This window comes from Candidatus Nanohalovita haloferacivicina (genome assembly GCF_029232205.1).
GTDB classification, from domain to species: domain Archaea; phylum Nanohalarchaeota; class Nanosalinia; order Nanosalinales; family Nanosalinaceae; genus Nanohalovita; species Nanohalovita haloferacivicina.
The window spans coordinates 844987-866723 of sequence record NZ_CP107255.1 but is presented as its reverse complement, the minus strand read 5'-3'; the positions used below and the strand labels follow the sequence as shown (position 1 = coordinate 866723).

Genomic DNA, 21737 nt, shown 5'->3' with positions numbered 1-21737 from the left:
TTTATTCTCCTCCCTCCGAGAAGTTTTCTATTACCTTGTTTTCGTGTACGACTCCGATTATCTCGCCATCTTCTTTTACTGGAAGTGATCGAATGTCTTCACGGTCCATGAGGAATGCTATCTCTCCTATATCTGTGTCGGGACTGATTGTTACTTCGTGACTGTTCATCAGGTCTTCTGCGGTGTCTGGTACGTAGCTCTGGTCGAATGAGATTCCAAGCACGCCGATAATTGATTCCTCGTCCAGCTTGTCTTCCGGGATCATGGCCTTGAGAAGGCTGTTTTCGTGGATCTCTCCCATTATTTTGTTTTCCTCCCGTACTATGAGAGTGTTTTCACTACCTTTGAACTCCTCCACGACCTCCTCTATGGCCGCGTCAGGTTCAATGAAGTCTGGTTCGTCCATTAAATCTTCAGCTTTCATACTTGTAAAGAAATGCCTAATAGCTGAATAAAAAGGGTAGCCCTAGGAATTATTCTCAGAACTCTTTTTGCCTTGTGTTGCAGGAGTATAGAATGATTTTTGGGTTTGAAATTTACGCCGGAGCTGGGATTTGAACCCAGGAGGGAGCAGATGTCCCACCGGTTCTCAAGACCGGCACCTTTAGCCACTCAGTCACTCCGGCACAAACTTTCAGGCTAAGTTTGATCAAGCCTAGAGCATTCTAGGAATGCGCTTTTAGCCTATAGGAAAAGTAGTCTGTAGAATCTTTAAATTAGGAAAGGGTAGAAAGAATAGGATTTTAATCCTTTAGCTCGATTTCGATGTCTACGCCTTCAGGTACGTGTACACGCATGACCTGTCTGAGAGCTCTCTCGGATTCCATTACGTCGAGAAGTCTCTTGTGGACGTGCATCTCGTATCTTTCGATTGTTGAGCTTCCTTCTCCATCAGGTGCTTTCCTGGTGGTGATCTTCATGTTGTTGGTCGGTAGAGGTACAGGGCCTGAAACTTCTGCGTCGTATTCCTCACCGATCTCTAGTATTTCCTGAGCAAGGTCATCTACCTTCTCTTTTTCGGTACTTCTTAGTTTTACTCGGGCCTTCTGCATATAAACACCTCTCGAAGTTAAACCTTATAAATGGTTCAGGGCCTTGCTCCCCTAGCTGTAGAGAGCACGTAGAACCTTTCATCAAGTTTTGAAGCATTGTATTCTGCGTAGGGATTGACTATCCTGTTTTCTCCGGATGCAAGTGTTATCCAGGCGCCGACTTCAGGCCCTGCTACAATCTTTTCTTCAGGTATTTTATCTCTTGCATCTAACAGGCCGTGGAACTGGTCTTCTGTCAGCACTCTTCCAGAGTTGTTTCCTATTGCGGCCTGTGAAATCATACTGGCAGCTATGAATACTGTTGTCAGTATTGTGAATGCCTTTGCAAGTTCTTTCCCGTTGATTCTTTTTCTTGTGTCTGCTATGTAGAATCCGGCCAGTACTGGTAGTGCAAACTGTATCATTCCTCCGAATGTGATTGGTGCTCCGAGGTAGTAGGCTGTCATTCCTGCAAGGCTTCCTGCTGAGAATAGGTCGATTGTTCTGTTGCGGCCTCTGCTGATGAGAAGGCCTCCGATTATTGCGATAGGTGTTATAGAGGTGTAGAACTTGTCGAATGTTGTGGTGCTGTAGATTGAAAGTTTTGATGTTGCAAAGAATGCTACATAGTGTGGTAGTACTGTTGCAAGTGCGAGGCCTGGTATTTTCCAGTCAATTGTTTTTTCTTCGAGTAATGTGCTGAGTAGTGGCATGCCTATTATGAATGCTCCGAATACCCAGTGTGTTAGGACTGTAGCTGTTGCGGTTAACAGGTATGCTGCCAGGAGTTTTCGGCCTCCGTGTTTTCTGTGTAGTCTGTAGAAGCTGAATGCTGTTATTCCCAGTATGAATGCTGCTGCGAATGACCAGAATCCCATGATCTGTGAGTGGATTAGCGGTATTGATGTTGCTGCGAAGGCTGCGCCCAGTAGACTTGATTTTCTGTCTATTTCGTATGATCTTGTCAGAAGATATGTTGCTGGGGCTGTCAGACTGTATATAAGCGATATCGATAGTATTGTTGCGAGGCCTGCGGGCAGTATTAGCATGAATGAGGCCATGAATAGGTGGAGGAATGGCGGGTAGTAGAATGTTTTCGAGTTTCTGTCTATTACTGGGACGTCGCCTACTGTTGCTGAGTTGCCCTGTATGTGCCACCATGGGTGCATCAGGCTGTCAAGATCGCCGCTGGAAACGTCTACCGCGGTCGATGTATGATAACTAGTATCTATCCATCCAGGAGGTACTGTAGATGCACCGGCCATTGGAAAGGCCTTGAGAATAAATACTGCTGCAGTTATAGTTGCTAGAATAGTTAAGGCCTTCTTCTGTTTCACTGTTTCAGAGTTCTTCACTCATCCTTTTCAAACTCGTAGTCAGTATCAATGTCTTCTACATCGATGTCTTCCATGTATAGTTCGCCGTCGACCATTTCCTCTATTTCTTCGTCTGAAACGTTGAGGCCGTATTCGGGTCTTGAGGCCAGTTCTGTGCTGACATTGTGTGAGAAGTTTCCGACTGCGAACGATAGTACTCCGAGGCCTACGTTGTTGCTGGCGAGTGCTGCTCCTGCGCCTGAAAGGCCTGCTACTGTTCCTGTTTTAGCTGCTGCTTCTCCGTATTCAAAGTCTTCAAGTCTGTCGGCCACGTAGTTTACAGCTCGTTCCTCGGTTTCTCCAAAAAGACTCATAGAATAGTGTTGTTACTAAAAGGTTAAAATATGTTTTGGCTTTAGTCCTGTAGCCTACTATATAACTCGTCCAGTTCTTCATCATGGAGAGAAATGTTGAATTCGTCCTCTACCATTCTATCTAGTGCTCCTTTATCGTAGTTTTCTTTAAGGTCTAGAGATCTTCTGTAGGAGTCCAGGCTTGCTACAAGTCCTGCTCCAAGAACTGTCGCGGCTAAGGCTTCGCTTGAGGTAGCTGCTTCTCCTAGGCCTGATTGCTGGTATATTTCAAGTGCTTCGGATCCCTGTTCATATCCCCATCTGCTAAAAGGTTCTGCTGGTAGAATTGAGTATTTGCTGTGGTCTAGAAGTAGGTATCCTTTCCCTTTTCTGGTTATTCTGTCTGTTACCTTGTCTTTAAGACTCATTCAGTATGCCTCGCATTGTTTGTGTATTTGCTTAATTCCATAAAGATGTCGTTTAGAAGTAGGTAGAATAGAGGGATAATAGAAAGAAAATGTGGGAGAGGAGTGATTTACTCCTTCTCTGTGACTTTTAGAGCCTGTCCGGCTCCAACTGTCTGTCCCATGTCTCTGATTGCGAATCTTGCAAGCTGTGGGATCTCGTCGTTCTCTTCAATGACTAGTGGCTGCTGTGGTGTGATTTCAACCTTTGCTGCCTGTCCCTGCTTGATGTAGTCAGGGTCTTCTTCGATTGTCTCTCCTGTCTTTGGATTCATTGTGGACTTGATGTCCGTGAATGTGCAGGATACCTGTGCTGTGTTAACGTGGAATACAGGTGTGTATCCTTCGGAGATGACGTTAGGGTGGTTTAGGACGATGACCTGTGCTTCGAAGCTGTCGACTACTGTTGGTGGGTTGTCGGCTGGTCCTGCTACGTCTCCTTTCTTGACGTCAGATTCTCCGACTCCTCTTGTGTTCCATCCAATGTTGTCTCCTGGGTGTGCTTCTTCTACTTCTTCGTGGTGCATTTCGATGGTCTTGACTTCTCCACCGATGTTCTTGTTGAGTCTTGTGGATGCAGGTTCGAACTTGATGCTGTCTCCTCCTGCGATGTCTCCTGTCTCAACTCTTCCTACTGTTACTGCTCCAATTCCGGAGATGTTGTATACGTCCTGGATTGGAATTCTTAGTGGTAGGTCTCCTGGCTTTTCTGGTTCTTCCAGGTCGTCTAGTGCCTCTAGTAGGCATGGGCCGTCGTACCATCCCATTTCGTCGGAAGGCTCTACAACGCCTTCTCCGTCGAATGCTGAGATTGGAACGAAGTTGATTTCGGATGTGTCGTATCCTACTCCCTGTAGCATCTCGGAAACTTCTTCCTTGATGTCATTGTAACCGTCTTCTCCGTAGTCAACTAGGTCCATTTTGTTGATGGAGACGATTAGCTGGTCGATTCCCAGTGTCTTTGCTAGGTATGCGTGTTCTTTTGTCTGAGGCTGGATTCCGTCGTCTGCTGCGACTGTTAGAACTCCAGCGTCTGCCTGAGAAGCTCCTGTGATCATGTTTTTAATGAAGTCTCTGTGGCCTGGAGCGTCGATAATTGTGAAGTGGTAATTATCTGAGTCAAACTCCTGGTGTGCGAGGTCGATTGTAACTCCTCTTTCTCTCTCTTCTTCAAGAGAGTCCATTGCGAATGCGAATCCGAATGATTCTTTACCTGCTTCTTCAGCAGCGTCTTCGAGCTTTCTCATTTCTTCTTGTGGTAGGTTTTCGGTATCCCAGAGAAGTCTTCCGATTGAGGTTGACTTTCCGTGGTCTACGTGTCCGATGAATACTAGATTAACGTGTGTTTTGTCTGCCATTTGGTGGTCACCTATTGATGCGTATAATTGAGGATTACTCTGTTAAACTTTAAAAAGGGTATGTGGTTTTTCAGGCCTTTATAGGTGGTTAAAAAGAGAATTATAAGATAAGGGAAAAATATGTGGGGCTGTTAATGGCTGTTTCTATCTGTTACTCGTTCCGTAAGGGTCTATGTGGTCGATATCTTCGTCTACTTTTCTGGCCATTTCGTATGCAGGATGTGATTCTGGTGTTCCTGCACTTTCTTCGAGTGCTTGTGCCCAGTCGCCCATGAGGTCCTGAATTTTTCCCTCTGATCCTCCAAGAGGGTTGTCGTAGTGTTTGTTCGCGGTGCCGTCTGGGAATGCTACAGCTACGTCGTAGTCTCCCAGTTCTCCATATCCGGCCATCCGCATTTCTAGTGCGCCCATTGTTTCTCCGAAAAGCTGTCCTGCTGTTTCTGGATCTGCTTCTCCAGATGCAACTTGTTCTCTGAGTTCTTGGTACTGTTCTAGTGTTTCCGAGTCGCCGTCGACTACAAGTTTAGGTATTTCTACGGTTGTAGTGCCTCCTCCTACGAGATTGGCATTAGCTTCCTGTATGTGGACGTCTCCTGTATTGAATATTTCGTAAGACTGATTTTGTGCTTCTTCTGTTAGGCTATCCCATTTGTGAATAGTTTGTCCCATGTTGTAACTTCCTTGTAACAACTATTAAGTAAGTGGTGGTGCGTGACATGAAATGCCGTTGTGGTGCTCGAAATAGAGATTGAATTTTTGCCAGATAGTAAAGAAAAATTAAGATGTTGAGGAAAATGTGGTAGGCCTTTTACGGCCTGTGAAGAAGGTTTTTACTCTTCTTCGAGTGATGGCATTTCTTGTTTCATGCCTTTTCTTTCTCTGATCTCCATGATCTTTTCTTCCTGGAGGTTCATTGGTAGTGGTTCGAAGACCATGTCCTTTGGATTGAAGAATCCTTTTCCGTTTGTTGCGGACTTGAGTGCGGCTTCGAATCCGAACATTTCTGCTACAGGAAGTTTACATGTGAGCATTGTGGAGTCTCCTTCTTCCTCCATGTCCTGTACGTCTCCTCTTCTGTTGCTTACTTCTGTCATTGCGTCTCCCATGACGTTGGTTGGTACGTCGATTCTTAGGATTCTGACAGGTTCGATCATTCTAGGTGTGGACTGGAGGAATGCTCTTGTGAGCGCATCCTTTGTGGCCGGGATCATCTGTGATGGGCCTCTGTGGATTGCGTCTTCGTGCAGGGAAGCATCGTGGAGGCTGACTTTGAGTCCGATTACTGGTTCTCCTGCTAGTGGGCCTTCGTCGCTGAATTCGTGGAAGGCATCTACCAGGTATTCCTGGATTTCACGCAGGTTCTTGATACCTCTGGATTCGTTGATGAAGATGTTTTCTTCGTGGACGTCGATTACTGAGTCTGCTTCGTCTTTGTCCATTCCTGCTTCGATAAGTGCTTCCTTGATTTCGTGTTGTTCGTCGGCCTGCATCTTGACTTCTTCGTAGTCCTCTTTGAGGAATTTTCTGACTGATTCGTCTAGAGGTTCTACGCTGATTTCAAGCTTGTTGTGCCGGTTCGGTGATTTTCCTTCGACGACAGGGCTTTCGTCTTCGATTCCTTCACGGAATACTACGATTGGTTCGGATACGTTGATGTCGATTCCTTTTTCTTCCAGGAATCTTTCGATCTTGGCCTCGATGTGTAGTTCTCCGAGTCCTGAGACTAGTGTTTCTCCTGTTTCTTCGTCGATGTCTACCTTGATTGTGTTGTCTTCTTTTGCACGTTTTCTGAGTGATTCGATCAGTTTTGGCAGGTCGGAAGTCTTCTTAGGTTCGATGGATTTTGTAACTACAGGTTCGAAGACGTGTTCGATCTGTTCGAATGGCTGTAGGTCTTCTGATTCTCCTTTTCTTACGAATGTTTCTCCTGTGGAGAAGTCTGGGCCTGTGATTGCTACGATGTTTCCGTTTGGAACGCTGTCGACTGTTAGCTTTCTTGGGCCTGAGTAAATTCCTACTTGCTGTGCTCTTTCTGTTTTCTGGGAGCCGATTCCGTATAGTTCGTCTCCTTCTTTTACTGTTCCTGAGTAGATTCTTGCTGTGACGATTGTTCCTGCGTGTTCGTCGTCTTCTACGTTTGTTACTACTCCGACGAGTTCTCCGTCTTCGTCGTGGTCCATCATGTCCTGGCCTACTTCGCTTTCTACGTCTCCTGGCCATACTGCTGGGATTCTCCATTCAGCTGCTTCCTGTGGGTTGACTAGGTGGTCTACTACCATGTCCAGTACTACTTCTTCGATTGGAGCGTCTGCTCTGAGGCCTTCGTGGTCTCCTTCGTTTACTCTTTCGATTATGTCTCCGAAGGTGATGCCTGTTTCTTTCATGTATGGTGCGGAGATCGCCCAGTTTTTGAGTGCGGATCCGAATGCTACGGTTCCGTCCTGTACGCTCATCTTCCATTTTTCTGCGGTTTCTTCGTCTGCGTACTTTCTGAGTGCTGCGTTTACTCCTCTGATGATTTCTGTGAATCTTTCCTGCATTTCTTCAGGTGTGAGCTGCATTTCTTCGATTAGTCTGTCGACTTTGTTGATGAACAGCACTGGCTTGACGCCTTCTTTCAGTGCCTGTTCCATGACTGTCTCTGTCTGAGGCATTACGCCGTCGACTGCGTCGACAAGTACGACTACTCCGTCGACTGCACGCATGGCTCTTGTTACGTCTCCTCCGAAGTCAACGTGGCCTGGTGTATCGATCAGGTTGATCAGGTAGTCGTCATCGTTGTATTCGTGGACCATTGAGATGTTTGCAGAGTAGATAGTAATTCCTCTTTCTGCTTCCTGGTCGTCGAAGTCCATAAATCTCTGGTCTCCTGCCAGTTTATCGGAGATCATACCGGCTCTGGCCAGGAGGTTGTCTGTTAGTGTTGTTTTTCCGTGGTCGATGTGTGCGGCAATTGCGATGTTCCTGATGTGCTCAGGATCATTAATTACCTCTTTAATTGCGTCAAGCTCTTTATCGGACATATTTCAATTTTCACCGTTGATTATAGTAGAAGAAGCAATTGCAATTTTTAAAAATGGATCGAGAATAAGCTGGATTTAACTCTTTTTCAGGGTCTTCTATACGAACGTTGTTAGTATATATAGAATGATTATTACCAGCATTACCAGGATCGAAAGTTTTACTGCAGAGGCCCCTAGTGTGAGGCTTGCTCTTCCTGCATTTTTTGCACCGCCTTTCACGTTTACAGGCATTTTACTGTTTGCGTATCCTGCTACTTTCTTTGAGGTGCTTGCTACTTTTTCCATGTGGTTTTTAGCGGCCCCCAGGACGCTTCTTATTTTATTCAGGGCCTGTTCTGCTCTTGGAATAAATTCCTGTATGTCGTTTCTGACCCTGTTAATTCTCTGTTTTTTTGCGTCTTTTGCTCCTTCTGCGCACTCTGAAAGCTGTTGATCAAGACTCTTCAGAATATTTATTGCCTCTTCGATGGTCTGTGCAGTGTCTTCGCTTTCTCTTATTTCGTCGTAGAGGGCTTCCTGCATCTTGTTTATTCTGCCGTTTACTTCTGCGGCTATTTCTTGGGCCATTGCCTTGTTTTTTTCTTCCATGCTTTCCAGTTCGCTGTATTCTTCGTGGAGGGCTCTTGAGGCCTGTTCTTCCTGGTATTCTTCTGCGGCCTGTCCTTCGTATTTTATTTCGCTTTCTTCTTTTTCTTCTTCCTCTATTGCTTCTTCGATCAGTTTCAGGGCCCTGCCTTCTTCTACTTCGGTATTGTTTAGTTCTTCTTCCAGTTGAAGTGTTTCTTCATCTGTCTGCTCTTCCAGTTCTGTGCCTTCGTGCACCTGTTCTATCAGGTCTTCTAGTTCGCGTAGTTCGCTGTCTTTAATCTGTTTCTGATCTCTGTTCTCCAGGTTCTGTGATAATGTTTTGAGATCTTCAGTTACTTCGTGAAGGCCCTGGTTGATATCGTCTTCTTCCTCGGATAGGAGCTGTGCCTGGTCTATTTCTTTACCTACTTCATCCTCTATCTCTTCCAGTATTTCGTTCAGTAGTTCTTCGGTGTGTTCTTCGTGAGAAATAATCTGTTGATGATGTTGAGCTGATTCTCCGGGATCTTCGCCTTCCCTTTCGTTGTCGCCTTCGTCGTCAATATGTTCCTCTTCCTCATCTTCTTCTGCTCTGGCCTGATCTTCTAGATCGTCTACATGGTCTGCTTCATCGCCTACGCTTGAAGCTTCTGACTCCTCTCTATGCATGTCCTCTCTAGCTTCGTCAAAGTTGTTTTCGGCGTCATCGTCAGCCATTAAGAGGGATATGTCCTTGATTGGTTAAAAAGCATGATAGTTCAGCAGGGTTGGGGAAGCCAATTTATTCATGTAAAGGCCAGTTTCCTGTATGAAGTACGATGCAGTAATCTTTGATCTTGATGGAACTCTTCTTCAGTCTACCTCAGGTGATCTTTCATGGATGAAAGAGGCCGTAGCCAGAGCTCTGGATGAGGAAGGATTTGAAGTTCCTGAAGACGGAATTTTTGATCTCACCGGTGTTAGAGGTGACGAGAAATTTGCTGAGGCCTGTAAAGAGATAGGAGCTGACCCTGAAAAGCTGTGGCCTGTTGTTGAGAAGGAGAGGATGAAAGGTAAGAAAGAGTTAATTGAGTCAGGCCGTCTCGAGTTGAAGGATGGTGCTCGTGATGTTCTTGAGTTTATTCACTCTCAAGATGTTAAGGCCTCTATTATCAGTAATTCTCCTGATTTGACTGTTGATCTTGTAGTAGAAGAGTTTGGTCTAAAGAAGTATCTGCATTATTTCCGAGGTATCACTACGTTTGAGGATCTTTCTCGGAGGAAGCCTGATCCTGTTCATGTTGATTATGCATTGGCAGAGCTTCACTGTGAGAATCCATTGTTTGTCGGTGATTCGGAGGCTGATGATGTTGCGGCGCAGCGTGAAGGCCTTGAAGATGTGATTATCGGCCGTGATGTGGAAAGTATTTCAGATGTGAAAGGTTCACTGGATCAGTAGGAAGTATACTGCGGCCAGGATCGTTACAGGTATGGTTATGTAGAGCAGTACTTTGAGTTCGGCCTTTCCGAAGTCAGTATCTATTTCTTCCTGTTCTGCTGGTTCGAATTCTATGTCCATTTCCTTCTGTTTTTCTGGATCTCCCGCTGGCATAGGTCCTCTGTAGTTGCACTCGTTGCATTTCCACTTGTTTGGATTAGCGATGGCCTCTCCTAACTGGTTGGTGTGGCTCATGTCGAACTCTACGTTATTGGATCCGCAGTTCGGGCAGAAACGCTGTTTTTGATCTCTCACAATAACCTTGTGGTAGTGCAAAGTGAAAAACAGAATGGACAAATTACCAGTCTTTTCTAGTCCATAAGATGCTTGAGGCTGAGACCAGGCCTGCGAGTATGAATGCTGCCTGGAATCCTTGTTTCAGTCCTGAGTGCAGGCCTATGCCGGTGATGAGGCCGATGGTAGTGATCTGCCCTGCTTTGAATATTATGCGTTTTACCGTGTAGAATTCAAGTACGTCTTCGTCTTCCGCGACGTCTGCAAAGTCTGAGAAAAGCGGTACCTCGTACATCATGAAGACGACGCCGCCGATACCTGATACTGCGAGGGCCTGTGCCGGTGTGCTGACTATGGTTCTCAGGAAGTGTATTGCGGATGAGCTGAGAAGGCCTGCAGTAATTATCTTCGCTCTTCCAAATCTCTGTGATAGCTTACCGGAGATAAGAGCTACTGCCAGAAGGCCTATGTTGTCTATCGCGGCTACTGCGCCTGCGTCGATCTCGCTCCCGATGAAGAAGAATGTAAACAGTGCGAAGGCTGTGACTGCGGCTGAGTTCAGTATCCCTCGGAAGAAAAAGACAGGAAATGTCTTGGCATAGTTCTGTTTTACTACGTCTTTGATGTCATAGTCAAGAGGATCTCTGTGATCCTCTGATCTGAAGAGTACGACTGCTGATAGCAGGAAGAAGGCTATGCTTGTGGATACCAGGAAGCTGAATCCTAACTGGTTCAGTATCACTCCTCCTGTGACTGGGGCCAGTATCCTGGAGATGTTTGGCAGGCCTAGCATTTTACTTGATTCTGAATCTCTCTTCTTGGAGTGGGAGTCTACTGCGAACTCTGAGTCTATGGATACGCTGTGCAGAGTTTTTCCGATCCCGTAGATGATTGATGATCCTGCTATAACTGTCAAGGTTAACGGTGTGGATCTTATCAGCAGCAGTGCTGGCAGCAGAAAGATGTATGAGAGGGCCAGGCTGTGTTTGAATCCTATCCTTGCGATTATGTGGGACACAGGAAGTGAAAGAACGATGCCTGTTAACTGTTCGATCATCAGGAATCCAAGTGCGTACTCAAATCCGAACCCCTGAGATATTATGTATATGGGTATGAAAAGGCCTATCAGGTCCATTCCAAATGTTCTGAGGACTTCGTACAGGTAGATGTCGTTGATCTCTTTATCCAGAAACATTTACAGTAAAAATATGCTCTGGGACGTGTTTAAAGGTCGTTGGATAGGTATCTGGGGAAAAGAAAAAGAAGAAAAATTATTGTTCTCTTATTTAATGGAGTCTCTTAGCTGGTCAAGGTTCACACTTCTATATTTGGCTGGTGCTTTTCTTCTTACGGCCTTGTCTCCTGAGAGGTAGAATACTCCGTGGGCCGCGCCGAATAGTTCGTAGTGGTTGTCTTCTTTCTCAATGAAGAAGATGGCCTGATCTCCTTCTACGAGAGTAGGTGCATCTTCTGCGTTCATACTTAGGTTTCCAACAGTTCCTCCACTAATTCTCAATGTTATCTGGTCTTTTGTATCGCCCATTAGAGTATTTTCAACTTTGATGTCTGCTGTGTGGAATATTTCGTGTTCTGTGATCTCTTTGGGCCTTTTGCCATCTTCAGTGTTCCATCTTGCTTCGTGAACCTCGGTAACTGTTCCTTTCACAACTATATCTGAGTTCTGGCGTAGGTATGATGTGTTCCAGATTTGTTCCTGCCAGATTCTTTCCTGACTTGCTACAGGCCTGTCTGGTTCTGAAGGTTGTGTTGGGAAAAAGCTGGCTGAGAGACCTATTAGAATTCCTAGAACCAGTAAGAATGTGTAGAGAACTGTTTTTGAATTTGTTATGTTGTTCTGTGTCATTTGTGCTAGTTTTTGGCTTTTCTAGTAAAAATATTTCTCTTTTTCTGATAGGTTGGCGTCTAGAAAGAGGTGTGTTGGAAGTTGAGATTGAATCTGGAAGAAGTTGGCTGGAAATTAGGTTGGAAAATTGAGAAGGAAATATAGGTGGAAAAAGAGGGCGGGAAGGGCCTATCGGGCGCCTTCTGCTTCTCTTTCTCTTCTTTCTTTCTCTCTGACTGCTCTTACGTCGTCTGCTCCGTTTGCGGCCTTGATGATTTCCTGGGCCAGTGTTTCGACTGCGTCTTCTGAGGATGCGAGTCTGTTTTCGTAGGAGCCTTGTGCGAGTAGTCTGAGTGCGAGGTCTACTCTTCTCTGTGGGGAGACTAGTACTGCTTTGCGTGCTCGTACTCCTCCTCTCTGGTATGTTACTACTTCTTCTACTGGTGCGCTGTTTTCGATTGCGTCTACCAGTACCTGGAAAGGATTTTCTCCGGTTTCTTCTTCGATCTGTTCGAATGCGTCTTCGATGATTGTCCAGAGTTTTTCGCTCTTTCCGATGTTGCGGCCTGAGGTGATGTAGTGTTTCTTTCCTCTGTGGCCTGCGACGTACATGTGGTTTAGTAGTCTTTCTGCGATTGGTACGTCTGCCTTGTAGAACTGTTTCTCGCTGTGTCTTCCTTTGGATCTTGGTGCGAGAATGTTTTCTAGGCTGATGTATCTTACAAGGCCTTCGTCTGAGATTTCTGCTTCGGATGCGTCCCATCGTCCGAAGGTCTTGAGTTCGTCGTCTAGGTCTAGTGTTGCTGCGTCTGTCATTTTTTATCACCGTGTTGGTTTCTGTTTGTTTCCTGCGACGAGTTCTTTGAGGCTTACGCCGTTTACTTTGATGACTTTGTATCTTACTGTTGGGATGTCTCCCTTAGGTCCGGAGTCTGCTCCTCCGATTCCTTCGATTAGTACTTCGTCGTGCTCGTCGATGTGATCGATCGCTCCGTCTCCTGGAACGAAAGCTGTCAACTGTTTTCCGTTTTTAAGTAGCTGCACACGGACACATTTACGTAGTGCGGAGTTAGGCTGCTTTGCCTCGATAATACGTTTTTCTAGTACAATTCCTCTTCCTTGAGGTGATCCTTCTAGTGGATCTGCTTTTTCTTTTAGATTCAGCATTCTTCTCTTGTAGTCTTTGTCGCTCCAGCGGTACTGCTGTCTCTTTTTCCGCATCTTCCGTGCGTTGTATAAACCCATATCCTATATCCCGGCACTAAACTTTTTATACCGTGGGCAAAATCAGGCCTGGTTTTAGTCCTGTAGAACAGTAAAAATTTTTTCTAATTGTTTTTGTTGAAGAGATATGCTGCGAAGGCCATTTCGAGTGCGCCTAGTGCGATGAGTTCTTTCTGGCCTTGAGTGACTAGAAAAGCTGATGAGATGATGAGGCCTGCTTCCAGTGTTCTGTTGTCGCCGCCCTCGTTGACTACTTTGACTTCTGTGTCTTCTTTTTCTGTGAGTTCGTTGAGTTTGGATGGTAGTTCTGTGATGAGGTCTTTGTTTTCTACCAGGTCGAGTGAGAGTTCCTTCATCAGTTTTTCTGGTTTGAAGTCGTCTCTCAGTATTTCTTTGATGGTCTTTTTGAACTGGTCGTTGATCTCGTATTCTGGGTATACGGCCATTCCGATTCCCTCCATGGTGACCATGCTTTTGCCCATGAGGACGAGGGATTGTGGCATTATTACTCCGTGGCGTGAGGCCTGGATGGTCATGTCGAGGAATTGGCCTGTGAAGCTGACTTCTTCGAGGTTGGCGTTCTGTATTAGCAGTATTTTTTCTTCTAGTTCGGCCTTCAGTGCTTGCTCGTCGGCGTCGCTCTGAACGTGCCCCATTCGTTTGAGATCGTCGAAGGCCTTGTCCACATCCTCTCTGAGAGAGTGCAGTATCATTAGGGCCATGTTTTCTCTCGTGTCCTTGGTTAGGTTGCCCATCATTCCGAAGTCGATCATGATGAGTGTGCCGTCTTCTCTTACCAGGAAGTTTGAGGGGTGTGGGTCTGCGTGGAAGAAGCCGTCTCTGAGTATTTGTTTGAGGCTGGAGCGGATTGCTGTTTCCGCCAGTTTTTTGTTGTCTATGTCCATTTCCCGGAGTTTCTCTGTCTTGCTGCTTTTGATGCCGTCGACGTACTCCATGACCATTACTTTCTGCGTGGTCATTTCTGCGTAGATCTCCGGTATTTTGATGTTTTCTTCGTCGGAGAGGTTTTCTGCCAGTAGTTCTCCGTTACGGGCCTCTCGTTTAAGGTTGAGTTCCTGTCGGGTCCATCTTGCGAATTCTTTTACTGCGTTGAGAAGTTGTACATCGGATAGGTAATCTGATCTTTTGATTCCTCTTTTGGCTAGGAATTCTATTATTTCGAGATCTCTTTCTATCTGGTCTTTGATCCCGGGCCTTCTGATCTTGACTACTACTTCTTCGCCGGAGTTTAGTGTTGCTCGGTGTACCTGTGCGATTGATGCTGCGGCCAGGTGTTCTTCTTCGAAGTTTTCGAACTTGTCAAGGCCTATTTCTTCGTCTACTATCTGTTTTGCTTTTTCTGATTCGAATCCGGGTACGTCGTCCTGTAGTTTTTCTAGTTCTTCCACGTATCTTTCTGGTACTACGTCAGGTCTTTCTGCCATGATCTGGCCGAACTTGATGAATGTGGGGCCTAGTTGTTCGAATGTTTCTCTGAGTCTTTCTGGTGGTGGTACTTTTTCGCGTGAGAATTTCTGTGTGACTGATACGCGGTGGAATAGGTCTAGTTCGTCGAGAAGTACTCCGAGGCCTTGTTCCGCCATTATGCTGATTATTTCGTCGAATCTTTCGACGTCTCCTATCTTGTTTTCTACAAGACCCATGTATCTATGTTTTTCTCGGGGCAGGTAAAAAAGGTATTATTCAGGTCTGAAGGCTACTTTTTCTGATCCTGTGAAGTTCCAGAGGAATCCGCCGATGATTGCCAGGAGGTTTGAAGGTAGTTCTGGCTGGTTTAATACTCCTATCATCAGGAATAGTATGGACTGGTAGATCAGGAAGCCTCCTATGCTTACTGAGTTGAACTTGAGGTATTTCTCCCTGATGTTTTCTGATGGTTTGTTGAATGTGATCAGCCAGTTCCAGAAGAAGTTCCACTGTACTGCTCCTCCGAAGGCCAGTGTTCCTGACAGGAGGTAATGTAGGCCGTTTGACTGGGTTGTGGCGAAGATCAGCATGTTGAGTAGCGTGCCGGATGCTCCTACTGCGCCGAACTCCATGAAACGTATGATCTTCCTGGGATCAACGTATCTGTCAACTCCGTGGTGCTTTAATCGGCATTCCGCTGCATGCTCCAGGAACTTTATGTAGTGTTGGAGACCCAGATTGCTCTCTCCTTTTTCTCTTTCTTCGAATCTGTATCCTATTTCCTCTACTTTTTCTGGTCTGATCTGTGCTAGTACTTCGAGAAGTATTTTGTAGCCGTGTGGTGAGAGTTTTTCTGGTTTGAGTCTGTCTTTTTTGACTGCGAAGAATCCGCTGACAGGATCTGAGGATTTGCGGGCCTCTGGTACTATGATTTTGGATAGAAGTATTGCGCCTCTGCTGACTGTTTTACGGAATTTTGTCCAGCCATTTATGCCTCCGTCCTGTTTGTATCTTGTTGCTACGGAGACCGGCGTGTTTTCCGTTATTTTTGAGGCCAGTTCCGGTACTTTTTCTGGTGGGTGCTGGAGGTCGGCGTCCATTACTACTATTTTTTCGCCTTGTGCTTCCTGGAATCCTTTGACCACGCTTTTGGCGAGGCCTGGGTTTTTCTTTCTTAGAATGGCCTTGACGTTTCTGTTTGTTTCTTTCTGTATTCTTTCTGCTTCTTGAAATGTTCCGTCAGGGCTGTTGTCATCTACTATTAGAATTTCGTATTCAAGTTGTTGGAGGGCCTCTGAAAGTCTCTTTGTGAGTTCTTCCAGGTTGTTTTTCTCGTTGTAGGTTGGTATTACTACTGTTAGATCTATCGTGGCCCACCTAGAAGTGTTTGTGGTATAGCTGGATTTAAGCCTGTTTCCAGGTTTTTTGGAGGAAGTTTGTTGTGTAGAGTAGAAAGAGGGGATATGTTGTAGGTTATACTACTTTGACTTCGTCGACTCCGTGTGTCCGTGCGAGGATTTCTCTGATGGAGTCGATCTTCTGGCCGTCTTTTCCTACTACTCGGCCTTTCTTGTCGTTTGGTACGTCGATCTCTACTGTCTTTTTTCCGTCCTCTTCTTTGATGTCTACTCCTCTGAGGTCGGTTGGAACCAGGTTGTTGATGAACTTTCCTAGGTTGTCACTGTATTCGTAGATTTTGATTTCTTTTCCTAGCTGGTTCTGTACTTTTTGTACTACTTTTCCTCCTTTTCCGATTGCCATACCGGCTTTGCCTTCTGGCACTACGAAATAGGCTTCCTCCTCCTTGATAATCGCGTGACGTGCTTCTACGTCGGTGATTGATTCAAAGAGGTTGATCGTGCGGATCATTTCTGTGTCGTAAGTTGCTGTAGCCATGTTATCTCCTTAGAAAAATATTTTGTCGTGATGTCTGTAGTAATTAAAACAATCCTAGTTTTTATAAAGGGATTGGAGTTTGAGGGGTTTATTCCTCGTCTCCGCCGAAACCAGGTTTGAGGTCTACGGTGCCTGTACCGACTGGTACTGGCTGACCTACGATCAGGTTTTCGACAACTCCTTCGAGATCGTCGGTTTCTCCTCCAAGTGTTCCTTCTCTGAGGTGTTTCTTGGTTTCCTCGAATACTGATCTTGCGAGGATGGATTCTTTGTCTCCGACGATTCCGTATCTTGTGGTTCCTTTGAGGTCTCCTTTGCGTGTCATCATGTCTGCGAGGAGCATGATGTGTCTGTCGTCGACTCCAATACCCTGGGCGGAGAGTGTCTGGTTGGTTTCTTCAATAATTCTTGATCTAAGTGCTTCTACTCCGAGCACTCTCAGTACTTCCCAGAGGTCGTTGCTGATTGTTCTGGTTTCGTCTACTTCTTTTATTTTGAGGGTTTTGCGGAGAGCGGTTCCTGCTGTCTGCAGCTGCCATTCTCCATCGTCCTGGTTGATAACTACCTGGTCGATACCTTTGATTCCCTTGATACGGGCCTCTTCGGTATCGTTTTTGAGATCTTTAACATCTCTGAGGTCGTAGTCATCTTCTGATGATTCAAGGACTAGGGTTCCGCCTTCGTATGTTACTTTGGCTTTCTTGACGGATTCTTTGATTCTTGACTTGACGTCGTCTCTGTCCACGTCGTAGTCTTCCATGAGGTCTTCGTTGAGTTCGTATTCGACTCTGAGCTGCATGATGTCGATTGTGTCCTGTCTTACTAGGTCGTTGAACTTGATCTCTCTGAGTTTTCTTGCTACTCTCTTTGCGTCTTCCTCGTTGTTGTAGTCTTCGTGGATGTAGACGTTCATGGATGGTGTGTCAGGTTCTCTTCTTGCGTCCACGATCTCGATCAGACGTGGAAGTCCTGCTGTCAGGTTAACCTGTGCTCCTCCTGCCTGGTGGTATGTCTCCATAGTCAGCTGTGTTGCTGGCTCGGAGAGTGACTGTGCAGCCACGATACCTATTGCTTCTCCTGGCTCGTACTGCATATCTTCATATCTTTCCTTGATTTTCTCGTGTTCGTCGTCAGTGAGCTCCATGCTCTGCAGTCTTGGAGGAAGCTCCTGTGCTCGTTCTTTCCAGTTAAGTTCTGTCATTTTCTGATTCACCTCGTTTCAATGTCTGTAGAGATAAGGCCTCTATCAGATTTTTGTGGGTCCACTCCGTCTTCTCCAGCTCTGAACTGGACGATGTCTCCCTGTGCGTTTCTTACTGACTGGTCTTCTTCGACTGTCAGGTCCTGTAGGGAGTTGGATACTCTTCTATACATGTATCCGGATGTCTTTGTTCGGAGTGACTTGTCCATCAGTGCCTTTCTCTGAGACATCTGGTGGAAGAACATCTCTACTTCGTCGAGGCCTCCGAGGATTGAGGATCCTACGAAACCTCTTGATTTTGGTGAAAGTTCTCCTTTCTTGAAGTGGGATGTTGTTCTGTCTTTGTATCCACGGTTGATTCTCTGGTCTCTTACAGAGTTCTGGCCTAGTAGGCCTGCCATGGTTGTAACGTTCTGTAGGGAGCCTCTTGCTCCTGAGTCTGCCATGATGTATGCGGATGAGTCATCGTCGATTTCGTCTCTTACGAGGTCTCCGATGTCCGTGAATACTTCGTTGAGTGTTTTTGTCACCCTGATTTCTCTTGTTTCTTCAATGGTTTTTCCTGTGATGGATTCCATTTCTCCTCTTTCGTATTCCTTGATGATTTCTTCTGTGTCTTCGACTGTTTCCTCTACTAGGTTTCTGATCTTGTTGGTTGTTTCGTCTGGTACTTCGAGGTCGTCGAGGCCGATTGAGAATCCTCTCTTTGTTAGGAAGATTGCTCCTACTCTTGAGACACGGTTGAGGAATTCTGCAACTTTATCGCTTCCGTATTCGATGCTTAGTTGCTGGATGATTTCTCCTCCGTAGTCTCCGAGTGCGTCTTCGTCCAGTACTCCTTCGACTAGTTCTCCGTCTTCGATGATTACTGTGTTGTCATCGTCTTCGTTGATTGTGAGGGAGATGTCGTCTGGGATGAAGATTGAGACAATCTCACGGCCTGAGATTTCTTCCTGGTCTGGAAGTTCTTTCTCGTATTCGTTGGCCTCAGCAAGAAGGTTGAATGCTTTTTCTCTGCTGAGTGTTCTGTCTGGCTGTGTTAGCAGGTATAGTCCGGACACGTAGTCCTGTAGCATACCTACGATTGGGCCTCCCATCTTCGGCGATTTGATGTGTTCCTGTACTTTCATCAGTTCTTCTGCTTCGGCACGTGCTTCTTCTGTCTGTGGTACGTGCAGGTTCATTTCGTCACCGTCGAAGTCTGCGTTGTACGGTGCACATACGTTCAGGTTCAGTCTGAATGTTCTGTGCGGTAGTACTTTGACTTCGTGGGCCATGATGGACATTCTGTGTAGGGATGGTTGACGGTTGAATAGTACGGTGTCTCCGTCTTTCAGGTGTCTTTCGACTTTCCATCCTTCTCCTGGTTCGATGGCCTCCAGTAGGTCTTCAAGGTTTTCATCTGTAATTCTTCTTCTGGAGCCGTCTGGCTGGTATACGTAGTTTGCTCCTGGGTGTGTGTCAGGCCCGTTTTCCATCCATTCTTTGACTTGTTCCCAGTTTCTTTCTGTTACTTTTTCTGGGATTGATAGTTTCTTTGCTACTAGGAATGGTACTCCGACTTCGTTGATCCCGATGTTTGGGTCTGGGGAGATTACTGTTCTTGCGGAGAAGTTTACACGTTTTCCGATCAGGTTCTGTCGGAAGCGGCCTTGCTTTCCTTGTACTCTTTCCATGACGGATTTGAGGCTTCTTCCTGATCTGTGTCTTGCTGGTGGCACGCTGCTCATGTCGTTGTAGAACATTGTTGCTACGTGGTACTGCAGTAGTTCCCAGAGGTCGTCGATAATGAAGTCTGGGGCCTCGATTTCGATGTTGTTCTGCAGTCTCTTGTTGATCCTGATGACGTCAACCATCTTGTGTGTGATGTCGTCTTCAGATCTTTCTCCTGTTTCCAGTGTGATTGAAGGCCTCATTGTTACCGGCGGTACCGGTACGTGTGTCAGGATAAGGTCTTCAGGTCTTGCGCCCTCCATTCCCAGGTCTGCTGCTATGTCGTCTGGGATCTTGGATAGTCTTTCTCTGATTTCGTCCGGTTTGATTTCTTCTCCGTCGATCTTGTATGAGTATGGTTTGTCTAGATCGACTTCCGGTACTTCTTCTCCTGTTTCAGGGTCTTCTTTCATTCTGTTGCTTTTTCGCAGGTTTTTGTCTAGGTCCTTGGCCAGGCAGGTCACGTTTCCGTTCTCGTTGACGTGTGTGAATCTGAGAAGGTTTCTGATCTGTTTTGCGTACATGACGTGTGCTACTGGCTTGGATAGTGTGATTAGTCCGAAGTGTCCCTTACATTCTCGGATTTTTCCACCACAGGTCTGACATGTCATTCCTGGGTCGATAACTCCTAGCGCAGGATCCATTACGCCGTCTTCGACTGGGTATCCGTCTGCGTCGTAGACTTCTGCCTGGTCGATTTCCTTGACTGCGAGTTTCTGAAGTTTTTCTGCGCTCATAATTCCAAAGTCGATGCTTTCAATATCCTTCATGATTGATCACCTCTATTCCTCGTCCTCCAGTTCGAGTGTTGTGTCCATCATCATGGATTTCAACTCGTTCATGAGTAGTAGGAATGCGTGTGGGATTTCGGTTTCGCCGAGGTCACCTGTCTCACAGTTTGGACAGTACTGTTTGTTCTCGGCCTTGTCTTCGATTGCGATTTCTCCACAGTTCTCACATACCTTGATTTCTGTGGAGTCAGCTCCGAACCTCTCCTTGAGTAGGAGTGAGGCTCCATGGCCTACGAAGACGTCCTTTTCCATCTCTCCCAGTCTGAGTCCTCCTTCCTGGGAGCGGCCTTCGGTAGGTTGTTTTGTGAGCAGTGTGACAGGCCCTCTGCTTCTTGCGTGGACCTTGTCTCCAACCATGTGGCTTAGCTTTAGGTAGTATGCTGGGCCGATCATGATTTCTGCTTCCATTTCTTCTCCTGTCAGGCCGTTGTACATTGTTTCCTTGCCTGTTTTTTCGAATCCCATTTCTTCCAACATGTCTTTTACTTCTTCTTTGGATTCGTTGTGGTATGCTGTTCCGTCGACAGGTTCTCCTCTCATTGCGCCGGCTTTTCCGGCCATGAGCTCGATTAGCTGTGCTACTGTCATACGGCTTGGGATTGCGTGTGTGGAGAGAATGATGTCTGGTGTGATACCTTGTTTTGTGAAAGGCATGTTGACTTCTGGAACTGTCATTCCGACTGTTCCTTTCTGTCCGTGTCTTGTTGCGAACTTGTCTCCAAGCTCTGGGACTCTGTATTCTCTCATTTTCATTTTGATGAGTTTGTCTCCGTCGCTTGTTTCTGAGACCATTACTTTGTCGACTTTTCCTTTTTCTCCGTGTCTTACGGTTAGGGATGTTTCTCTTCTGTCTGCCAGTCCCATCTGGATTTCTTCTCCGCCTCCTGATCCCAGGAATTTTGGTGGAGATGTCTTTCCTACTAGTACGTCATCGCTGTCTACTTCTGTCTCTGGGTTTGCGATTCCGTCTTCGTCGAGGTGTGTGTATACTTCTTCTCTTCTGTATCCTCTGACGTCTTTGTCTGGGATGCCGATTTCGTCTTGCTGGCCTCCCCAGAATCGCTGTGCTTCTGTCTGGTAGGTTCTCATGTATGTTGATCGGCCTACGCCTCTGTCGATGGCGTCCTGGTTCATGATGACTGCGTCCTCGATGTTGTATCCGTCGAAGGATGCGAGTGCTACAACCATGTTCTGGCCGATTGGGTGGTCTCCTACCAGTGTGTCGTAAGTATTTGTTTCCACGATCGGTTGCTGTGGGTATGTTAGAATGTTTGACTGTGTGTCGAATCTCTGGTGGAACTCTCTTGCTGGCATTCCAAGTCCCTGGCCTGCCATTTTTGCTCCGAAGTTGACACGGTCTCCTCTGTTGTGTTCAGGGTAGACTGTCAGTGATGCGGATACTCCGTTGATAATCTCTGGATCAAGTTCCATGTGGGTATGTTCTTCAGTTACCTCGTCTTCTGAGAGGGCTACGTATGCGTTTTCTTCTTCCTCTGCATCGAGGTGTTCAAGCACTCCTTCCTCTTCCAGGTCTTCGAGTGAGATCTCTCCTTCTTTCAGGTCTTCAAGCTGATCGTCTGTCAGCTTTGGTTCTCCATCCTCTACAATTACAAGAGGCCTTAGAACTCTCCCCGAGTCAGTGTTGATTCTGATCTCGTCTCTGTCTTCTGCGTAGTAGATGCTGACTTCCTGATCTACTTCGCCACTTCTTCTTTTTTCTTTTAGCTGTTCTAGAGCTTCGTCAGGTGATTCTGCATCACCAAGGATTTCTCCGTCAAGGAATACCTTGGTCATTTAGGCCCACCTCTCGAAACTTGT

General features: G+C 46.2%; 21 protein-coding genes and 1 tRNA gene. 1 reads left to right on the top strand and 21 read right to left on the bottom strand.

The window, feature by feature from the left end:
- Window position 1: 1 nt before the first annotated feature.
- From HBNXNv_RS04840 to HBNXNv_RS04795, 10 genes are all read right to left on the bottom strand, one after another.
- Window positions 2-424 (bottom strand): CBS domain-containing protein, encoded by a 423-nt coding sequence (locus tag HBNXNv_RS04840; RefSeq protein WP_347720556.1) that lies wholly within the window; start codon window positions 422-424, stop codon window positions 2-4.
- A 115-nt stretch (window positions 425-539) separates the two neighbouring features.
- Window positions 540-626, bottom strand: a tRNA-Ser gene (locus HBNXNv_RS04835).
- A 117-nt stretch (window positions 627-743) separates the two neighbouring features.
- Window positions 744-1052, bottom strand: coding sequence for a 30S ribosomal protein S10 (rpsJ, locus tag HBNXNv_RS04830; RefSeq protein ID WP_347720555.1), 309 nt, complete (start codon window positions 1050-1052; stop codon window positions 744-746).
- 35 nt (window positions 1053-1087) lie between these two features.
- Window positions 1088-2368 (bottom strand): hypothetical protein, encoded by a 1281-nt coding sequence (locus tag HBNXNv_RS04825; protein ID WP_347720554.1) that lies wholly within the window; start codon window positions 2366-2368, stop codon window positions 1088-1090.
- 14 nt (window positions 2369-2382) lie between these two features.
- Entirely contained in the window at window positions 2383-2721 is a 339-nt protein-coding gene (locus HBNXNv_RS04820; protein ID WP_347720553.1) for a hypothetical protein, read from the bottom strand.
- Between the two features lie 41 nt (window positions 2722-2762).
- Window positions 2763-3128: a hypothetical protein gene (locus HBNXNv_RS04815; RefSeq protein WP_347720552.1), complete on the bottom strand. Its 366-nt coding sequence runs from the start codon at window positions 3126-3128 to the stop codon at window positions 2763-2765.
- Between the two features lie 107 nt (window positions 3129-3235).
- The gene (tuf, locus tag HBNXNv_RS04810; RefSeq protein ID WP_347720551.1) at window positions 3236-4522 is read right to left on the bottom strand and encodes a translation elongation factor EF-1 subunit alpha; all 1287 of its coding nucleotides are present in this window, start codon (window positions 4520-4522) and stop codon (window positions 3236-3238) included.
- Window positions 4523-4666: 144 nt separating this feature from the next.
- Window positions 4667-5191 carry a hypothetical protein gene (locus HBNXNv_RS04805; protein WP_347720550.1) on the bottom strand — a complete coding sequence of 175 codons (525 nt, stop codon included), beginning with the start codon at window positions 5189-5191 and terminating at the stop codon, window positions 4667-4669.
- Between the two features lie 161 nt (window positions 5192-5352).
- Window positions 5353-7545, bottom strand: coding sequence for an elongation factor EF-2 (locus tag HBNXNv_RS04800; RefSeq protein ID WP_347720549.1), 2193 nt, complete (start codon window positions 7543-7545; stop codon window positions 5353-5355).
- 96 nt (window positions 7546-7641) lie between these two features.
- Window positions 7642-8829 (bottom strand): coiled-coil domain-containing protein, encoded by a 1188-nt coding sequence (locus tag HBNXNv_RS04795; RefSeq protein WP_347720548.1) that lies wholly within the window; start codon window positions 8827-8829, stop codon window positions 7642-7644.
- Between the two features lie 91 nt (window positions 8830-8920).
- On the opposite strand from HBNXNv_RS04795, the gene HBNXNv_RS04790 reads away from it, so the two are divergent.
- Window positions 8921-9550 (top strand): HAD family hydrolase, encoded by a 630-nt coding sequence (locus HBNXNv_RS04790; protein ID WP_347720547.1) that lies wholly within the window; start codon window positions 8921-8923, stop codon window positions 9548-9550.
- Here HBNXNv_RS04790 and HBNXNv_RS04785 read toward each other — a convergent pair.
- The 11 genes from HBNXNv_RS04785 to rpoB form a co-directional block, all read right to left on the bottom strand.
- On the bottom strand, window positions 9536-9844 hold the full coding sequence (locus HBNXNv_RS04785) for a hypothetical protein (protein ID WP_347720546.1): 309 nt from the start codon (window positions 9842-9844) through the stop codon (window positions 9536-9538). The two genes, HBNXNv_RS04790 and HBNXNv_RS04785, sit on opposite strands and share 15 nt — an antisense overlap.
- A gap of 43 nt (window positions 9845-9887) precedes the next feature.
- Window positions 9888-11018: an MFS transporter gene (locus HBNXNv_RS04780; RefSeq protein ID WP_347720545.1), complete on the bottom strand. Its 1131-nt coding sequence runs from the start codon at window positions 11016-11018 to the stop codon at window positions 9888-9890.
- A gap of 87 nt (window positions 11019-11105) precedes the next feature.
- Window positions 11106-11687, bottom strand: coding sequence for a hypothetical protein (locus tag HBNXNv_RS04775; protein WP_347720544.1), 582 nt, complete (start codon window positions 11685-11687; stop codon window positions 11106-11108).
- Window positions 11688-11855: 168 nt separating this feature from the next.
- Window positions 11856-12482: an uS7 family ribosomal protein gene (locus HBNXNv_RS04770; protein ID WP_347720543.1), complete on the bottom strand. Its 627-nt coding sequence runs from the start codon at window positions 12480-12482 to the stop codon at window positions 11856-11858.
- A 6-nt stretch (window positions 12483-12488) separates the two neighbouring features.
- Complete coding sequence (locus HBNXNv_RS04765; protein WP_347720542.1) at window positions 12489-12911, bottom strand: 30S ribosomal protein S12; 423 nt, start codon at window positions 12909-12911, stop codon at window positions 12489-12491.
- A gap of 83 nt (window positions 12912-12994) precedes the next feature.
- A complete protein-coding gene (locus tag HBNXNv_RS04760) occupies window positions 12995-14554 on the bottom strand; it encodes an ABC1 kinase family protein (RefSeq protein WP_347720541.1) in 1560 nt (519 codons plus the stop codon).
- Window positions 14555-14590: 36 nt separating this feature from the next.
- Window positions 14591-15667, bottom strand: coding sequence for a glycosyltransferase (locus tag HBNXNv_RS04755; RefSeq protein ID WP_430827688.1), 1077 nt, complete (start codon window positions 15665-15667; stop codon window positions 14591-14593).
- Window positions 15668-15791: 124 nt separating this feature from the next.
- A complete protein-coding gene (locus HBNXNv_RS04750) occupies window positions 15792-16214 on the bottom strand; it encodes a NusA-like transcription termination signal-binding factor (protein ID WP_347720540.1) in 423 nt (140 codons plus the stop codon).
- A gap of 88 nt (window positions 16215-16302) precedes the next feature.
- On the bottom strand, window positions 16303-17415 hold the full coding sequence (locus HBNXNv_RS04745; RefSeq protein ID WP_347720539.1) for a DNA-directed RNA polymerase subunit A'': 1113 nt from the start codon (window positions 17413-17415) through the stop codon (window positions 16303-16305).
- Window positions 17416-17423: 8 nt separating this feature from the next.
- The gene (locus tag HBNXNv_RS04740; protein WP_347720538.1) at window positions 17424-19898 is read right to left on the bottom strand and encodes a DNA-directed RNA polymerase subunit A'; all 2475 of its coding nucleotides are present in this window, start codon (window positions 19896-19898) and stop codon (window positions 17424-17426) included.
- A 12-nt stretch (window positions 19899-19910) separates the two neighbouring features.
- A complete protein-coding gene (gene rpoB / locus HBNXNv_RS04735) occupies window positions 19911-21713 on the bottom strand; it encodes a DNA-directed RNA polymerase subunit B (RefSeq protein ID WP_347720537.1) in 1803 nt (600 codons plus the stop codon).
- Window positions 21714-21737 lie beyond the last annotated feature (24 nt).

What these genes read in the sequence shown, in the direction of transcription:
- tuf (WP_347720551.1), bottom strand. Translation starts at nt 4,522, where the DNA reads ATGGCAGACAAAACACACGTTAATCTAGTATTCATCGGACACGTAGAC.
- HBNXNv_RS04790 (WP_347720547.1), top strand. Translation starts at nt 8,921, where the DNA reads ATGAAGTACGATGCAGTAATCTTTGATCTTGATGGAACTCTTCTTCAG.
- HBNXNv_RS04805 (WP_347720550.1), bottom strand. Translation starts at nt 5,191, where the DNA reads ATGGGACAAACTATTCACAAATGGGATAGCCTAACAGAAGAAGCACAA.
- HBNXNv_RS04740 (WP_347720538.1), bottom strand. Translation starts at nt 19,898, where the DNA reads ATGAAGGATATTGAAAGCATCGACTTTGGAATTATGAGCGCAGAAAAA.
- rpoB (WP_347720537.1), bottom strand. Translation starts at nt 21,713, where the DNA reads ATGACCAAGGTATTCCTTGACGGAGAAATCCTTGGTGATGCAGAATCA.
- HBNXNv_RS04745 (WP_347720539.1), bottom strand. Translation starts at nt 17,415, where the DNA reads ATGACAGAACTTAACTGGAAAGAACGAGCACAGGAGCTTCCTCCAAGA.
- HBNXNv_RS04820 (WP_347720553.1), bottom strand. Translation starts at nt 2,721, where the DNA reads ATGAGTCTTTTTGGAGAAACCGAGGAACGAGCTGTAAACTACGTGGCC.
- HBNXNv_RS04760 (WP_347720541.1), bottom strand. Translation starts at nt 14,554, where the DNA reads ATGGGTCTTGTAGAAAACAAGATAGGAGACGTCGAAAGATTCGACGAA.
- HBNXNv_RS04795 (WP_347720548.1), bottom strand. Translation starts at nt 8,829, where the DNA reads ATGGCTGACGATGACGCCGAAAACAACTTTGACGAAGCTAGAGAGGAC.
- HBNXNv_RS04780 (WP_347720545.1), bottom strand. Translation starts at nt 11,018, where the DNA reads ATGTTTCTGGATAAAGAGATCAACGACATCTACCTGTACGAAGTCCTC.
- HBNXNv_RS04775 (WP_347720544.1), bottom strand. Translation starts at nt 11,687, where the DNA reads ATGACACAGAACAACATAACAAATTCAAAAACAGTTCTCTACACATTC.
- HBNXNv_RS04750 (WP_347720540.1), bottom strand. Translation starts at nt 16,214, where the DNA reads ATGGCTACAGCAACTTACGACACAGAAATGATCCGCACGATCAACCTC.
- HBNXNv_RS04770 (WP_347720543.1), bottom strand. Translation starts at nt 12,482, where the DNA reads ATGACAGACGCAGCAACACTAGACCTAGACGACGAACTCAAGACCTTC.
- HBNXNv_RS04765 (WP_347720542.1), bottom strand. Translation starts at nt 12,911, where the DNA reads ATGGGTTTATACAACGCACGGAAGATGCGGAAAAAGAGACAGCAGTAC.
- HBNXNv_RS04840 (WP_347720556.1), bottom strand. Translation starts at nt 424, where the DNA reads ATGAAAGCTGAAGATTTAATGGACGAACCAGACTTCATTGAACCTGAC.
- rpsJ (WP_347720555.1), bottom strand. Translation starts at nt 1,052, where the DNA reads ATGCAGAAGGCCCGAGTAAAACTAAGAAGTACCGAAAAAGAGAAGGTA.
- HBNXNv_RS04815 (WP_347720552.1), bottom strand. Translation starts at nt 3,128, where the DNA reads ATGAGTCTTAAAGACAAGGTAACAGACAGAATAACCAGAAAAGGGAAA.
- HBNXNv_RS04800 (WP_347720549.1), bottom strand. Translation starts at nt 7,545, where the DNA reads ATGTCCGATAAAGAGCTTGACGCAATTAAAGAGGTAATTAATGATCCT.